Here is a 15,028-nt window from a genome sequence, read left to right as displayed (position 1 = left end):
CGGGAAACGAAGCCGGCTAGATAACGCCGGCGCGTCGCAGTTCCTCGCGGCGCTCGGCCGGCATGCCGAGCACCTCCTCCAGGATCGCGTCCGTGTGCTCGCCCAGCAGCGGAGCAGGCGCCACCTCGCCCCGCGCCATGCCTTGGAAATGCACCGGCTGCTCCATCACCCGAATGCTGCCGGCGGCCGGATGCTCGACATCGGCAAACAGCTTGCGGAAGGCGACATGAGCGCTGGACGCCGCCTGTTCGATCGACCAGATCGGCGAGGCGGGAACGCCCTCGGCGTCGAGCTTCTCCACCACTTCGTCCACCGAAAATCCGCGCGTCCATTGTTCGACCAGCGGCTTGAGGACATCCGCGTGCGCGGTGCGGAGACTGTCGCTGGAGAAGCGCGGATCGGTGGCAAGCTCAGGCTGCCCCATCGCGCCCGCCAGCCGGATGAAAAGGGCATTATTGGCAACCGCGATGATGACCTGGCCGTCACGCGCGGCAAAACTGCCGAAGGGCGTCGAAATGGCGTGGTGGTTGCCCGTGCGCGTCGGACTGGCGCCGGCGAACAGCATCAGGCTCAGCGGCGTCGGCAGCAGCGAGAAGATGGAATCGAACATGGCGACGTCGATCCGCCGTCCCGGTCCGCCACGCAGCCGGCCGACCAGCGCCACCGCCACCGCCCAGGCGCCATAGAGCCCCGAGGACAGATCGCCGAGCGCATCACCCACCCGCGTCGGTGAGCCATCAGGCTCGCCCGTCATGCTCATCATGCCGGCCATGGCCTGCGCGACGATGTCGTAGGAAGGGCGCTTCGACAGCGGCCCCTCCTGCCCGAAGCCGGAAATCGAGAGATAGATGATGCCGGGATTGATCGCCCGCGCCTGCTCGTAGCCAATGCCGAGACGATCGGCGACGCCCGGCCGGAAATTCTCGATCAGCACGTCGCTCTTGGCGATCAGCTCATGAGCCAGCGCGCGGGCCTCGTCCTGCTTGAGGTCGAGCGCCATGCTGCGCTTGTTGCGGTTCATCAGCAGAAACAGCCCACCCTCGCCGCCGGTGAAGGGGCCGATATGGCGGTAGTCATCACCCTGCGGCGGCTCGACCTTGATGATCTCGGCGCCGACATCGGCCAGCAGGGCAGTACAGAACGGACCGGCAAGAACACGGGAAAAGTCGAGTACACGAATGCCGTCGAGCGGCTTTGATCCGGCCACCTTGATCTCCCGAGGCAGGCAATGAAGCAGGCGCCTACTTAAGCGCCACCACCCTATCTATACAAGCCTAGATAATTCGCACCAACGGCAGCGCGCCACCGGCCCAGCGCATCAGTCGCGGCTGCTGGTGCGTCCCGAAAGGCTGTAGCGCGAGCCCGGATGCACGAAGGTCATGTAGTTGGTGATCGTCGTCCCCACCCAGGTGCGGCGCTTGACCACCAGACAGGGCTCGCCCGGTGCGATGTCGAGATGCGGGCACCATTCCTCGCGCCCCGCCATGGCCTCGATCAGGTGGTCGGATTCGGTCGGCGGGGAGATGGAGAACAGATAGGCGGTGGTGCTTCCTTTGGCATAGTCCTGCTTCAGGAAGTCCGGGGCGAAGGCGGGCAGCACGTAGCGGTCTTCCAGCTGCACCGGCACGTCATTGGCGCAATGCACGATCAGCGCCCGGTACAGCTTCGTCTTCTCCGTCGTGCCCATGCCGAAGCTCACCTCGCGCGGCGGCACCACCGCGCGCAGTTCGATCACCCGGCTCGAATGCACCTCGCCGCGCGAGCGGATATGGTCGGCGATGTTGTGGATCTCCACCGCCGCCGAAGCCGGCTTGGCGCTGGCGACGAAGGTGCCCACGCCCGGAATGCGGTCAATCACATTGCGCCGCGCCAGTTCGCGCATGGCCCGGTTGATCGTCATGCGGGAAATGCCGAGAAGGCGGGAAAATTCGGGTTCGCTCGGCAGGCGATGACTGGTGCCCCATTCGCCTGATTCGATCTTGCCGAGAATGAACCGCTCGACACGCTCATAGAGCGGCGCCGGGTCCTGGGGAAACTGGTCGAGGGAAACGGTCACTGCGCGGTCCACCCTGCCTGGTCGGGTCGCGGCGCGTCCCGGCAGGCAAGGGCCGCCCGCCCGGCCGGCTCTCGCCGCCTCATCTCATGACAAATTATGCCATGGCACGGTCTCGAACCTGATTCCAGAGCGTTTTTCCAAACCTGTCTAGACATGTATCGGGTGCGCTCTAAGATAATGCGGATTGGGATCGACAAGGGGACGGTCGTGGCGGAGCGGATTGGGTTCCTGGGCACCGGGCTGATGGGCCGGCCGATGGCCGAGCGGCTGCTGGCCGCCGGACATGCGCTGACCGCCTGGAACCGGACGCAGGAGAAGGCGCATCCGCTGAAAGAACACGGCGCGGCGATCGCCTCCACCCCCATTGAAGCGGTGGCGGGCGCGGGGATCGTGTGCATCATCCTCGAACATGCCGCGGCGATCGAGGATGTGCTGTTCGCGCCGGCGATGCTGGAAGCGCTGGCGCCCGGCACCGTCGTCATCGACCTCACCTCGCTGCATCCCGATGCGGCCCGCGCCAATGCCGCCCGTCTGGCGGCAAACGGCGTCTTCTATCTCGATGCCCCGGTCTCGGGCGGCCCGCCAGGTGCCGTGGAGGGAACACTGGCAATCATGGTCGGCGGCGAGGTCAATGCGTTTGAGCGCGCGCAGCCGGTGCTCGGCTGTTTCGGCCGCGCCATCCATGTCGGCCCGGCCGGCTCGGGCCAGATCACCAAGCTCGGCAGCCAGATCATCTCCGGCGCCGCACTGGCTGCGGTCGCCGAGGCGCTGATGCTGTTCTCGCAGACCGGCGTCGCGGTCGAGCGGGCCCGCGAGGCGCTGTTCGGCGGCTATGCCGACAGCAAGGTGCTGCGCCTTCACGGCGAGCGGATGATCGAACGCCAGTTCGAGCCCGGCGGGCACATCCGCACCTTCCTCAAGGATCTCAACGCCGCCGCCGACCTCGCCGAACGCGACGGGCTGGATCTCCCCGTCGCCACGCTCTCGCGCGGCATGTTCGGCAGGCTCTCGCAGGATGGCTTCGGCGAAGCCGACATCGCGGCCATGGCGCTTGAGATCGAACGCCGCAACGAGGGACGCCGCATCGGCCCCGCGCCCGACCCGAAGGCCGGCTCATGAGCGCGCCCGTGGTCTCGGCGACCGACTATCTGCGCACCGGCAGAGCCGCCGCCCCGCCGCTGTTCTCGACCCTGTTCGAGACCGCCGCCACGCTCGAAGACGCGGACATGGCGGAGTTGATGGCCGAACCCGCGCGGCTGACGCGGGCGCTGGTCAATATGCAACGCCTTCTCGGGACCCACACGGTGGCCGTGCGGTTCGACCGCATCATCCGCCAGGCCGCGGGCGAGGATCCTGTCCCGCAGGGCACGGAACCCCACTCCATGGACCTGCCGCTGCCCGACCCCGACGCCGTACGGGCTGCGGCCGCCCCGCTTCTCGACACCGTCGCCCGTCTGGCGGCCGAGCTGAAGCGCGCCCTTCCGGTAATGGTCATGCTACCGGGCCCGACCTGGTTCGGCAGCGGAACCGATGCGCAGGCGGCGGCGCAGGGCGGCGCGATACTCAGAGGCCTGATCGAGGCCTGCTGCACGGCCGGCGCGGGTCTTGTCCTCATCCTCGGGCGTGAAGGTAGCGACCGGGACCTGTTCGCCCAGTTCGCCAGGCCATTGGCGAACACGGCCCACTATTACGCCAAGCCGGTCATCGTTGCCGATACGCGGGTGCCCCGCAGCCTCGCGGACGCGCTGCTGATGCCGTGGGGCGGCGACGCCGGCCCGACCCTCCAGATCGACGGCGGACAGCGCCTTGGCCATCGCCTTCCAGCCATCGACCCAGCCATGGGCGGCGAGACAGGCAGCGGCTGGCCCGTTGTGCCGCCGGGCACCTTCCTGGCGATTGGCGACGACACTCTGCGCGGCATGACCGGCACCGCGATCGCCCAACTCGCCGAAAGGCTGCCCCGCGCCTACTGACGCGGCGCGGCCCGCTAAGCCCTTGATCGGAATCACCCTTTGTTCACGAGAGAACGAATCGTGACTCTGCACCTGATTCGCAAAATGCAAGCGATGGACACCCGCCAAAGCCCACGCCGCCGTGACACGAACGCTTGAGCGCTTGCCCGCGAACGCTTAGCTAGAGATGTCACAGGTGAATCATCTATGCTTCAGGACGCAGTCAGATCCTTCGTTCAGACCTTCTCCCGAGAGTATCGGCGCTTCCTGATGCGCTCGGTCATCCTCGCGATCGGTATGCTGATAGTCTTGGGGGTGGGGTGCTACTACGCGCTTACCTACCTGGTCGTCCTGCAGTGGGACTGGGCGAACATCACCATCGACATCCTTGCGGCGGTAGGGATCTTTGCTGGAGCGGTGTTTCTGGTGCCGCCCGTCACCTCGCTTGTCGCCGGCTTCTTCTCCGACGAAGTGGCCGAGCAGGTCGAGCGCAACGAATTCCTTGAACAGAATGTCGGCAAGGCGCTGCCCGTCGGCCGCTCGCTGGTGCTCAGCATCAAGTTCTTCGGCCTCATGCTGGCGGTGAACCTGGTCGCGCTGCTGCTTCTGCTGGTGCCGGGCGTCAACCTCGTCGTGTTCTATGTCGCCAATGGCTACCTGCTCGGGCGGGAATACTTCCAGCTCGCGGCCATGCGCTACCGCACCGAGGACGAAGCCGCCATCGTGCGCCGGCACCATTCGCTCGCGGTCTTCGCGGCCGGCATGATCATCGCGCTGGTCGTGTCGGTGCCGATCCTCAATCTCATCACGCCGATCTTCGCCACCATCTTCATGGTGCGTCTGCACAAGCGGCTCACCCGCTCGCGTTCCTATGCTCGGCGGGGGTCTTTTGCGGCCAACGGCACAGGTCCGAAATAAGACAGCGCGGGCAGTCCGGCTTCAGCGCCTTGCAGACATAGCGCCCGTGCAGGATCAGCCAATGATGGGCGTGGAGCATGAACCGCTCCGGGATCTCGCGTTCAAGGCCCAGTTCCACCTCCAGCGGCGTCTTGCCGGGCGCCAGGCCCGTGCGGTTCGCCACCCGGAACAGGTGGGTGTCGACCGCGATGGTGGGGTGACGGAACGCGATATTGAGCACGACATTCGCGGTCTTGCGGCCGACGCCCGGCAGCGTCTCCAGCGCCGCGCGGTCGGCGGGCACCACGCCGCCATGTTCCGCGATCAGCCGGCGCGACAGCTCGACCACGTTCTTCGCCTTGCCGCGATAAAGGCCGAGGGTGCGGATATGCTGCGCCACCCCCTCCTCGCCGAGCGCGACCATGGCCTCGGGCGTGGGCGCTGCCTGGAACAGGCCGCGCGTCGCCTTGTTCACCCCGATATCGGTCGCCTGGGCCGAGAGCACCACCGCCACGAGCAGCGTGAAGGCGTCGACATAATCAAGCTCGCCCTTGGGCTCGGGGTCCGCGGCCTCGAAGCGCGCAAAGGCGGCCTCGACCTCCTCCGGGCTCCACGGCGTGAAGGCTCCGCCGATCGCCGCGGCGGCGGCATTGGCGACGGCGCGACGGCGGGCGGGCCGCGTGGCCGCGACAGCCGCCGCGCACGTGGCCGTTACCCGGCCCTTGGCGGGAGAGGTCCCGGCTGGCTTGATGGAAGCCTTGGCTCTCGAACCCTTGGCTCTCGAACCATTGGCTCTCGAACCATTGGCTCTCGAACCATTGGCTCCCGAGGCCTTGGCGCCCCCCGCTTTGGCCGCTTTGCCGCCCGTGCCGGCACGCCGGCCACGCGGCGTCGAATCCCTGTCATCTTCGGTCATTTTCGACCTATAATGCCCGGCGATGAGCACTGCAAAGACCGTCCCGCCCTCCTTTGGCCACGAGGCCCACGAGCCTACGCTTTATCAGGCGAGGCTGGAGCCCTATCGCTCGCTCGACCGGCGCGGGTTCGTCATTGTCATGGTCGTGGTCGCGGCGATCAGTTTCGTGTGCGGCACCGCCTTCCTGCTCATGGGCGCCTGGCCGGTCTTCGGCGTGTTCGGCCTCGATGTGCTGGCGATCTGGTGGGCGTTCCGAATGAATTTCAACGCCGCGCGCGCCCGCGAGGAAATCACTGTCACGCCAAGCCTCATCACGGTCGTGAAAGTCGATCCCGCCGGCCGCGCCGACGAAGCCCGCATGAACCCGCTCTGGACCCGGCTCGACAGGGAAACGATGGAGGATTACGGCCTCCAGCGCCTCGCGCTGCGCTCGCGCGGCGACGTTGTGGAGGTCGGCGGCTTCCTGCACACAGCCCAGCGCGAGGAACTGGCCGAAGGGCTTTCCTTCGCGCTCGGCACCGCCAAGCGGGGCGTGGTACGCTCCACACCCTGAGCCGGTCGAAATCGGGTGGCCCGGCCGTTTACGCTGTGATCCTCTCATCCCAGCAGGAGGAGATTGCCCGTGCTTGCGCCCAACCTGGATGCCGCCCACCCGCTGGAAATTGCCGCCGCCGATTACGAAATCGTTCGGCGCGCGGTGGAATATGTGAACCTGCGCTTCCGCGACCAGCCGGAGGTGGAGGAAATCGCGCGCGCCGCGGGGGTAAGCCCCCGCGCCCTCACCGACCTTTTCCGCCGCTGGTGCGGGCTCACCCCGAAGGACTTCCTCCAGGCCGTCACGCTCGACGCCGCCCGGCGGATCCTGACCGAATCCGACAATGTGCTCGACGCCGCCTATGAGCTTGGCTTTTCGGGCCCCGGCCGGCTGCACGACCTGTTCGTGGTCCACGAATCCATGTCGCCGGGCGAGTGGAAGGCAGGCGGCGCCGGTCTGGTGATCCGCTATGGCTTCCACGCCTCCCAGTTCGGCTCGGCGCTCGCCATGGTCACACCGCGTGGCCTGTGCGGCCTGGCCTTCGCCGATGAAGGCGAGGAAGACAAGGCACTGGCCGACATGCGCCGGCGCTGGCCCAACGCGCTCTATATCGAGGACCCGTTCGCCACCGCCCCCTACGCGGCGCGCATCTTCGACCAGAGCACCTGGAACCCGGAGGATCCGCTGCGCATCGTCTTCATCGGCACCGATTTCGAGGTGCGGGTGTGGGAGACGCTGATGCGCATTCCGCTCGGCAAGGCCACCACCTATTCCACCATCGCCGGCCGGATCGAAAAGCCCAAGGCGGCCCGCGCGGTCGGTGCGGCGATCGGCAAGAACCCGATGTCCTTCGTGGTGCCCTGCCATCGCGTGCTCGGCAAGGATGGCGACCTCACCGGCTATCACTGGGGCCTCACCCGCAAGCGGGCGATCCTGGGCTGGGAAGCCGGCCAGCTGTGCAAGGAATGGGGCGAGGTGTGAGCCGCGCGCCCGGCCACCGCCTCAGTGGGTGATGGAGGTCGAGAACAGGTTCACCACCAGCACGCCGGCGAGGATGAGGCCAAGGCCCACAATCGCCGGCGCGTCCAGCTTCTGGCCCTGAAACAGCCAGGCGACCAGTGCGATCAGCACGATGCCGAAGCCCGACCAGATCGCGTAGACAATGCCGGTGGGCAGGGTGCGCAGCACGATGGAGAGGCACCAGAAGGCGATGCCGTAGCCGGTCAGCGCGATCAGCGTCGGTATCAGTCGGGCAAACCCGTCCGAGCGCGCCAGCGCCGTGGTCGCCACCACCTCGGCGGCGATGGCGACGAACAGCAGCAGATAGATCAGCGCCGCATTCATCAAACGTCCTGCCCGGTTCGGAGCTCACCGCTCCGCGTCATTCGGTGCGCGCGTCAATCGGCGAGATCGACGACGCTTTCGACCGTGGAATCCGCCTTCAGCCGGTAGATCACCGGTACGCCGGTGGCCAGCTCGCGCTTCATGATGGTTTCCGGCGTGTGCTTCTCCAGCACCATGATCAGGGCGCGCAGCGAGTTGCCATGGGCCGCGACCAGCGTGCGCTTGCCCTGCAGCACCTTGGGCAGGATCTCGGTGACATAGAAGGGTAGCGTGCGGGCGATGGTGTCCTTCAGGCTCTCGCCGCCGGGCGGGGGCACATCATAGGAGCGGCGCCAGACATGCACCTGCTCCTCGCCCCATTTGGCGCGCGCATCGTCCTTGTTGAGGCCCGACAGGTCGCCATAATCGCGCTCGTTGAGAGCGATGTCCTCGACCGTCTCCAGCCCGGTCTGGCCGAGCTCTCCCAGCGCGAGCTGCAGCGTCTTCTGCGCGCGCGACAGCTTGGAGGTGAAGGCGATGTCGAACTGGTAGCCCTGTTCCTTGAGGCGCTGGCCCGCCCGGTGCGCTTCCTCGACGCCGCGCGGCGTCAGGTCGGGGTCGCGCCAGCCGGTGAACAGGTTCTTCAGGTTCCATTCGCTCTGACCGTGGCGGACGAGCACGAGAAGGCGTTCGGACATCGGATCGTTCTCCAGTTCGGTCAGAAATCGGCAAGGCCGAGGACGTCGACCATCGAATAGAGCTCGGGCTTGCGCCCGCGCGCCCAGCGCGCGGCCGCCAACGCCCCGCGCGCGAAGATCTCGCGGCTCTCGGCCCTGTGGCCGAGCTCGATCCGCTCGCCCGTTCCGGCGAAGATCACATTGTGGTCGCCCACCACCGTGCCGCCACGCAACGTGGCGAAGCCGATGTCGCCGGCCTTGCGCGCCCCGGTGTGGCCATGGCGCTCGAACACGCCGTTCTCCGCCAGCGAGACGCCGCGCCCTTCCGCCGCCGCCTGGCCGAGCAGCAGCGCCGTGCCGGAGGGCGCGTCGATCTTGCGGTTGTGGTGCATCTCGACGATCTCGATGTCGAAACCTTCATCCAGCGTGCGTGCCACCCGCTTCACCAGCGCGGACAGAAGGTTGACGCCGAGGCTCATATTTCCCGACTTCACGATCGCCGCGTGCCGCGAGGCCGCTTCGATCTTGGCCTCGTCCTCTTGCGAGAAACCCGTCGTGCCGATGACGTGCACGATGCGCGCCTGTGCCGCGAGCGCGGCGAAGGCGACGCTGGCGGCGGGAACGGTGAAGTCGATCACCCCTTCCGCGGCCGCGAAGGCCTCCAGCGCGTCCTCGCTCACCGCGAGCCCGAGCGCGGGCAGCCCCACCAGTTCGCCCGCGTCGCGCCCGATCAGCTCGCTGCCCGCCGGCTCGATCGCTCCGGCGAGGGCAAGATCGGGGGCCTCGATGATGGCGCGGATAAGGGTGCGTCCCATCCGCCCGCCGGCACCGACGACGACCAACCGCATCTGCGTCATGACCACTCTCCCACGCGTGAGCATGGCGTATAGCGACGTTCCCATGTCACGAAAAGTGCTTGTTTGCCCGTCATTCTGCGCGTTTGATGGCGCAACGCTTGACGCGCGCCATCCGCAGATGTACAGCTCGCGCAACTTTACGAAGGAAGGGCGCCGTAATGCGCAAGAATGTTATCCTTATCGTAGGACGGCGCGTCGCCGCGGAGCTTGCCTGACGGCTGCTCCGCCCACCGGTGACGCGCGACCTTGGCCCCTGACGGGGCCTTTTGATTTTCTGGACCCGCCGCTACCCGAACCACCGGCGCATTCCGGACCCAGCCCTTCCCGACACTGCCACACGAGCGATACGTCAAAGGAACACGACCATGATGCGCGAGATGACCGGCGCCGAAATGGTGATGCAGGCCCTGATCGACCAGGATGTCGAACACATGTTCGGCTATCCCGGCGGCGCGGTGCTGCCGATCTATGACGCCATGTTCCACCAGAACCAGGTCCGCCACGTCCTGGTCCGCCACGAACAGGGCGCGGTGCACATGGCGGAGGGCTATGCCCGCTCCTCCGGCAAGGTGGGCGTGGTGCTCGTCACCTCCGGCCCCGGCGCTACCAATGCGGTCACCGGCCTCACCGATGCGCTGCTGGATTCGATCCCGCTGGTGTGCATCACCGGCCAGGTCCCGACCCATCTCATCGGCTCGGACGCGTTCCAGGAATGCGACACGGTCGGCATCACCCGGCCCTGCACCAAGCACAACTATCTGGTCCGCGACATCAACGATCTCGCCCGCGTGCTGCACGAGGCGTTCTACGTCGCGCAGAACGGGCGCCCGGGTCCGGTCGTGGTCGACATCCCCAAGGACGTTCAGTTCGCCAAGGGCATGTATGTCGGGCCGGAGAACATCCAGCACCGCACCTACCAGCCCCGGCTGAAGGGCGACCCGGACAAGGTCCGCCAGGCTGTCGAGCTGCTCGCCAAGGCCAAGCGCCCGGTGTTCTACACCGGCGGCGGCGTCATCAATTCCGGTCCCGAGGCCAGCCGCCTGCTGCGCGAACTCGCGCGCCTGACCGGCTATCCCGTCACCTCGACGCTGATGGGCCTCGGCGCGTTCCCTGCGTCGGACCGACAGTGGCTCGGCATGCTGGGCATGCACGGCACCTACGAAGCCAACATGGCGATGCATGACTGCGACGTCATGGTGTGCGTGGGCGCGCGCTTCGACGACCGCATCACCGGCCGTCTCGACGCCTTCTCGCCCGGCTCGAAGAAGATCCACATCGATATCGACCCGTCCTCGATCAACAAGAACGTCAAGGTCGACATTCCCATCATCGGCGACGTCAAGCATGTCCTTGAGGACATGCTCACCCTGTGGCGCGCGATGAAGGCGGAGCCGGACCGCAAGGCGCTGGCGGGCTGGTGGGGCCAGATCGACCGCTGGCGCGCGCGCAAGTCGCTCGCCTTCGTGCCGGGCGACCGCATCATCAAGCCGCAGCAGGCGGTTCGCGCGCTGTACAACGCGGTGAAGGACAAGGACGTCTACATCACCACCGAGGTCGGCCAGCACCAGATGTGGGCGGCGCAGCACTTCCACTTCGAGGAGCCGAACCGCTGGATGACTTCCGGCGGGCTGGGCACCATGGGCTACGGCCTGCCCGCCGCCATCGGCGCGCAGGTGGCCCACCCGGAAAGCCTGGTCATCGACATTGCCGGCGAAGCCTCGATCCAGATGTGCCTGCAGGAGCTGTCGACCGCGCTGCAGTTCAACCTGCCGGTCAAGATCTTCGTGCTGAACAACGAATATATGGGCATGGTGCGCCAGTGGCAGGACCTGCTGCATGGCGGGCGTTACTCGCATTCCTATTCGGAATCGCTGCCCGATTTCGTCAAGCTGGCCGAGGCCTATGGCGGCGTGGGCATCCGCTGCTCCAACCCGGCCGACCTCGACGGCGCCATCCAGGAGATGATCAGCGTCAATCGTCCGGTGCTGTTCGACTGCCTCGTCGACAAGATGGAAAACTGCCTGCCGATGATCCCCTCGGGCAAGCCGCATAACGAGATGATCCTGCCCGATCATCCCGAAGGCCTGGACGAAGCGATCAGCGAAGAAGGCAAGATGCTGGTGTGACGGTGCCCGCCTCTCCGCGCGAGAGGCCGCCCGCAGAGCCGATGACCGGGGGTGGCGCGTATCGCGCCTCGCCCGGTCCACGCCTCTCCCCGCGGGGAGAGAAGCCGACCGCCTCACACCACCTCCCAGACGTCAGAGTGCCCCATGGCCCCGATCAATGAACCCGCCGAGCGCCACACGCTCTCCCTCCTCGTCGACAATGAGCCGGGCGTCCTCGCCCGCATCGTCGGCCTGTTCTCCGGCCGCGGCTACAACATCGACAGCCTGACCGTCTCCGAGGTCAGCCACGATTCCCGGCGTTCGCGCATCACCGTGGTGACCACCGGCGCGCCGATGATCATCGAGCAGATCAAGAGCCAGCTCGATCGGCTGGTGCCGGTGCACCGGGTGATCGACCTCACCGTGGACGGCCGGGCGCTGGAGCGCGAGCTGGCGCTGATCAAGGTGCGCGGCAAGGGCGAGATGCGCCGCGAGGCGCTGCTGATCGCCGACAGCTTCCGCGCCCGCACCGTGGACACCACGCTGGAGAGCTTCGTGTTCGAGATCACCGGCAAGCCGGACAAGATCGACCAGTTCGTCTCCCTGCTGGAACCGCTGGGGCTGGTCGAAGTCTCGCGCACCGGCGTCGCCGCGATCGGGCGCGGACCGGACGCGATGTAAGGGCGGGCTGCGCCCTCGCGATCCCTTCGGAAGCGGCGCCCCGGCGCCGCTTTTTGCTGCCCCCTCGCCGCTCTTGCGCAACCGTGATTGGCGATGTAGGAACGGAACCGTAACGTACGGTACGGACATTTTCGAGCATGAACTCCCACCCCGATCACGCGGGCGAGACGCTGACGGACCGGCAGCAGGCCGTGCTCGACGCCGTGCTCGCGCTCATGGTCGAGCAAGGTGGCGACGTGACCATGACCGCTGTTGCCCGCCGGGCCAGCTGCTCGAAGGAAAGCCTGTACAAATGGTTCGGCGACCGCGACGGGCTGCTGAGCGCGACCGTGCGCTGGCAGGCGTCGAAGGTCCGGGCCGGCAATTATGACCGCACCCGGCTCGACGCCCTCGCCCTGCGCGACAGTCTGGTCCGCTTCGCCGCCAATTGGCTCGGCGTGATATCGAGCCCCACCTCGATCGCGCTGAACCGCTTCGCCATCGCTCAGGCGGGCGCGCGCGGCAGCAATCTCGGCGCGATCATGCTGGCCAATGGACGTTTCGCCATTGGCGCCCGGCTCAAGCCGGTGCTCGAAGCCGGGCGCGAGGCCGGGCTGATCGCCTTCGACGACACCGAGACCGCCTTTCGCACCTTCCTCGGCCTCGTCGGCCGCGACGTGCAGATCCGGCTGCTGCTTGGCGACACTCTGGTGCTCGCCGCGGCCGAAATCGAGCGCGACGCGGCGCGGGCGACCGACCAGTTCTTCACCCTCTACGGCACGGAAAAACCAGGTCCGGGCCGGGACAAGATCAACGCGTGACACAGGAGACACCCATGCGCGTTTACTATGATCGCGATGCCGACCTGAACCTCATCAAGGGCAAGAAGGTCGCCATCATCGGCTATGGCTCCCAGGGTCGCGCCCATGCGCTGAACCTCAAGGAGTCCGGCGTCAAGGACATCGCCATCGGCCTGAAGCCGACCTCCGCCACCGCCAAGAAGGTCGAGGCCGACGGCCTCAAGGTGATGACCGTCGCCGAGGCCGCCAAGTGGGCGGACCTGATGATGATGGCCACCCCGGACGAACTCCAGGCCGACATCTACCGCGACGAGATCGCCCCCAACATCCGCGATGGCGCCGCGATTGCTTTCGCCCACGGCCTCAACGTGCATTTCGGCCTGATCGAGCCCAAGGCCTCGGTCGACGTGCTGATGATCGCCCCCAAGGGCCCCGGCCACACCGTGCGCGGCGAGTACCAGAAGGGCGGCGGCGTGCCCTGCCTCGTGGCCGTGCACCAGGACGCCTCGGGCAACGCGCTCGACCTCGGCCTGTCCTACGCCTCGGGCGTCGGCGGCGGTCGTTCGGGCATCATCGAGACCACCTTCAAGGAAGAGTGCGAGACCGACCTGTTCGGCGAGCAGGTCGTGCTCTGCGGCGGCCTGGTCGAACTGATCCGCGCCGGCTTCGAGACGCTGGTGGAAGCCGGCTACGCGCCGGAAATGGCCTATTTCGAGTGCCTGCACGAAGTGAAGCTGATCGTCGACCTCATCTATGAGGGCGGCATCGCCAACATGAACTACTCGATCTCCAACACCGCCGAGTGGGGCGAGTACGTCTCCGGCCCGCGCATCATCACCGCCGAGACCAAGGCCGAGATGAAGCGCGTGCTCACCGACATCCAGACCGGCAAGTTCACCTCCGACTGGATGCAGGAGTACCGCGCCGGCGCCGCCCGCTTCAAGGGCATCCGCCGCATGAACGACGCCCACCAGATCGAGCAGGTCGGCGAGAAGCTGCGCGGCATGATGCCGTGGATCGGCGCCAACAAGCTGGTCGACAAGGCGAAGAACTGAAGTCAAGCAGAATATCGCTTCCACAGGCTCTCCACAGACTCTCCACAGGGTTATCGAGAGAGTTGCCAACAAGATGTCAGTCGGCTCCATCGGCCTTCGCTATAATACCGTCAACGGTTTGCGGAGGCCCTGATGGGCGAGACGGACGACTTCGAGTGGGACGACGACAAGGACGCGGCGAACCGGGCCAAGCACGGTTTGCCGCTTCCGCTTGCGGCGCGCCTCTTCGACGGCCGCGTACGACTCGACCGGCAAGCACGCGGAGAGCGCGGCGAGTTGCGCTTCGAGACCATCGCCGTTTTCAACGAGACCGTGTTATTACGTGCGTGGACATGGCGGGGCCGTCGGCGCCGCGCCATATCTTTTCGTAGCGCGAATGAGGTTGAACGGCGTGCCTACCAAGAAGCAATTGGAGGATGCTGATCGGTTGGCCAAGACGGTCGACTGGGAGAAGCTGCGCGCCATGTCGGACGAGGAAATCCGTGCGCATTGGGCGTGGGATAAGGACATGACCTGGCCCACCGAGAAGGAACTCGCCGAGTTCGATCTCGTCATCCCCGCGAAAAGCCGGCGCAAGCCGCCGAAGGAAGCGGCGGAGTAACGTCCCTCTCCGGCAAGGCTGACGAGGTAAGCAGGCGGCCCAGGGGTCGCCTTTTTCGTAAGCGCCTCAGAAGCCCCAGAACTTCATCGCCGCCGCGCCGGGCGCCAGCAGCACGAACGCCCAGAGCATGGCGGAGGCGATGTTCGCCATCTGGAAGATGAAATGCGGCATGGCGAACATGCCCGCCACCAGCGGGATCACCGCGCGGATCGGCCCGAAGAAGCGGCCGATGAACACGCTCCATGAGCCATGGCGATGGAAGAAGCGCTCGCCCCGTTCCAGCATCTGCGGATAGGCGGTGAACGGCCACAGCCTGTATGCGCGGTCCTTCAGCCAGAACCCGGTCCAATAGGAGACCGCATCGCCCAGCGCCGCCCCAAGCGCCGCCCCGGCCCACACCGGCAGCAGCGAAATGCCGCCCGCCTCGATGATCGGGCCCATGCCGATGAGGATGAAGGTCGCCGGCACCACCAGCGAGATCACCGCCAGCGATTCCCCGAAGGCGAGGGCAAACGCGACATAGGGCGCCCAGTGGGCATGCGCCTGCACGAAGGACAGCGCGTCCTGCGCAAAGCTCTGAATGTCGGCAAACAT

Annotated in this window: 18 protein-coding genes; 11 read left to right on the top strand and 7 right to left on the bottom strand. The window is 66.7% G+C overall.

Annotation, left to right across the window (positions count from 1 at the left end):
- Positions 1–16: 16 nt before the first annotated feature.
- Both G3A50_RS11250 and hutC read right to left on the bottom strand, forming a co-directional pair.
- Positions 17–1,207, bottom strand: coding sequence for a CaiB/BaiF CoA transferase family protein (locus tag G3A50_RS11250; protein ID WP_163075364.1), 1,191 nt, complete (start codon positions 1,205–1,207; stop codon positions 17–19).
- Between the two features lie 111 nt (positions 1,208–1,318).
- Positions 1,319–2,056, bottom strand: a complete 738-nt coding sequence (hutC, locus tag G3A50_RS11245; protein WP_163075363.1) for a histidine utilization transcriptional repressor HutC — start codon at positions 2,054–2,056, stop codon at positions 1,319–1,321.
- 207 nt (positions 2,057–2,263) lie between these two features.
- Here hutC and G3A50_RS11240 point away from each other — a divergent pair, with 207 nt between their 5' ends.
- From G3A50_RS11240 to G3A50_RS11230, 3 genes are all read left to right on the top strand, one after another.
- Positions 2,264–3,175, top strand: coding sequence for an NAD(P)-dependent oxidoreductase (locus tag G3A50_RS11240; RefSeq protein WP_246251616.1), 912 nt, complete (start codon positions 2,264–2,266; stop codon positions 3,173–3,175).
- Positions 3,172–4,029, top strand: a complete 858-nt coding sequence (locus G3A50_RS11235) for a hypothetical protein (RefSeq protein WP_163075361.1) — start codon at positions 3,172–3,174, stop codon at positions 4,027–4,029. Before G3A50_RS11240 ends, G3A50_RS11235 begins: the two co-directional genes overlap by 4 nt.
- A 186-nt stretch (positions 4,030–4,215) precedes the next feature.
- On the top strand, positions 4,216–4,926 hold the full coding sequence (locus G3A50_RS11230) for a sulfate transporter family protein (RefSeq protein WP_163075360.1): 711 nt from the start codon (positions 4,216–4,218) through the stop codon (positions 4,924–4,926).
- On the opposite strand, the gene nth is transcribed toward G3A50_RS11230, so the two are convergent.
- Positions 4,862–5,656 (bottom strand): endonuclease III, encoded by a 795-nt coding sequence (gene nth, locus G3A50_RS11225; protein ID WP_163077560.1) that lies wholly within the window; start codon positions 5,654–5,656, stop codon positions 4,862–4,864. The two genes, G3A50_RS11230 and nth, sit on opposite strands and share 65 nt — an antisense overlap.
- Positions 5,657–5,843: 187 nt before the next feature.
- Between nth and G3A50_RS11220 the strand changes: the two genes are divergently transcribed.
- Together G3A50_RS11220 and G3A50_RS11215 are read left to right on the top strand one after the other, a co-directional pair.
- Entirely contained in the window at positions 5,844–6,374 is a 531-nt protein-coding gene (locus G3A50_RS11220) for a DUF2244 domain-containing protein (RefSeq protein ID WP_163075359.1), read from the top strand.
- Between the two features lie 69 nt (positions 6,375–6,443).
- Positions 6,444–7,337, top strand: a complete 894-nt coding sequence (locus G3A50_RS11215) for a methylated-DNA--[protein]-cysteine S-methyltransferase (RefSeq protein ID WP_163075358.1) — start codon at positions 6,444–6,446, stop codon at positions 7,335–7,337.
- A 21-nt stretch (positions 7,338–7,358) separates the two neighbouring features.
- Here the strand turns inward: G3A50_RS11215 and G3A50_RS11210 are convergent, their stop codons facing one another.
- From G3A50_RS11210 to dapB, 3 genes are read right to left on the bottom strand one after another with little or no spacing between them, the layout of a single operon-like run.
- Positions 7,359–7,700: an SMR family transporter gene (locus G3A50_RS11210; RefSeq protein WP_163075357.1), complete on the bottom strand. Its 342-nt coding sequence runs from the start codon at positions 7,698–7,700 to the stop codon at positions 7,359–7,361.
- Between the two features lie 53 nt (positions 7,701–7,753).
- Entirely contained in the window at positions 7,754–8,377 is a 624-nt protein-coding gene (locus tag G3A50_RS11205; protein WP_163075356.1) for a 2,3-bisphosphoglycerate-dependent phosphoglycerate mutase, read from the bottom strand.
- Positions 8,378–8,397: 20 nt separating this feature from the next.
- Positions 8,398–9,213 (bottom strand): 4-hydroxy-tetrahydrodipicolinate reductase, encoded by an 816-nt coding sequence (gene dapB / locus G3A50_RS11200; RefSeq protein WP_163075355.1) that lies wholly within the window; start codon positions 9,211–9,213, stop codon positions 8,398–8,400.
- 365 nt (positions 9,214–9,578) lie between these two features.
- Here dapB and G3A50_RS11195 point away from each other — a divergent pair, with 365 nt between their 5' ends.
- From G3A50_RS11195 to G3A50_RS22395, 6 genes are all read left to right on the top strand, one after another.
- Positions 9,579–11,339 (top strand): acetolactate synthase 3 large subunit, encoded by a 1,761-nt coding sequence (locus G3A50_RS11195; protein WP_163075354.1) that lies wholly within the window; start codon positions 9,579–9,581, stop codon positions 11,337–11,339.
- Positions 11,340–11,483: 144 nt separating this feature from the next.
- Positions 11,484–11,999, top strand: coding sequence for an acetolactate synthase small subunit (gene ilvN, locus G3A50_RS11190; protein ID WP_163075353.1), 516 nt, complete (start codon positions 11,484–11,486; stop codon positions 11,997–11,999).
- Between the two features lie 137 nt (positions 12,000–12,136).
- The gene (locus G3A50_RS11185) at positions 12,137–12,799 is read left to right on the top strand and encodes a TetR/AcrR family transcriptional regulator C-terminal domain-containing protein (RefSeq protein ID WP_163075352.1); all 663 of its coding nucleotides are present in this window, start codon (positions 12,137–12,139) and stop codon (positions 12,797–12,799) included.
- A 14-nt stretch (positions 12,800–12,813) separates the two neighbouring features.
- Positions 12,814–13,833, top strand: coding sequence for a ketol-acid reductoisomerase (ilvC, locus tag G3A50_RS11180; protein WP_163075351.1), 1,020 nt, complete (start codon positions 12,814–12,816; stop codon positions 13,831–13,833).
- Positions 13,834–13,965: 132 nt separating this feature from the next.
- Complete coding sequence (locus G3A50_RS11175; protein ID WP_163075350.1) at positions 13,966–14,256, top strand: BrnT family toxin; 291 nt, start codon at positions 13,966–13,968, stop codon at positions 14,254–14,256.
- Positions 14,257–14,260: 4 nt separating this feature from the next.
- Positions 14,261–14,434 carry a hypothetical protein gene (locus tag G3A50_RS22395; protein WP_170308636.1) on the top strand — a complete coding sequence of 58 codons (174 nt, stop codon included), beginning with the start codon at positions 14,261–14,263 and terminating at the stop codon, positions 14,432–14,434.
- Between the two features lie 66 nt (positions 14,435–14,500).
- Here G3A50_RS22395 and G3A50_RS11170 read toward each other — a convergent pair whose 3' ends face one another.
- Complete coding sequence (locus G3A50_RS11170; RefSeq protein WP_163075349.1) at positions 14,501–15,028, bottom strand: DedA family protein; 528 nt, start codon at positions 15,026–15,028, stop codon at positions 14,501–14,503.

It is taken from the genome of Ancylobacter pratisalsi (assembly GCF_010669125.1).
Lineage (GTDB): Bacteria > Pseudomonadota > Alphaproteobacteria > Rhizobiales > Xanthobacteraceae > Ancylobacter > Ancylobacter pratisalsi.
The sequence above is the reverse complement of the archived record's forward strand: the minus strand, read 5'-3'. Positions and strand labels throughout refer to the sequence as shown.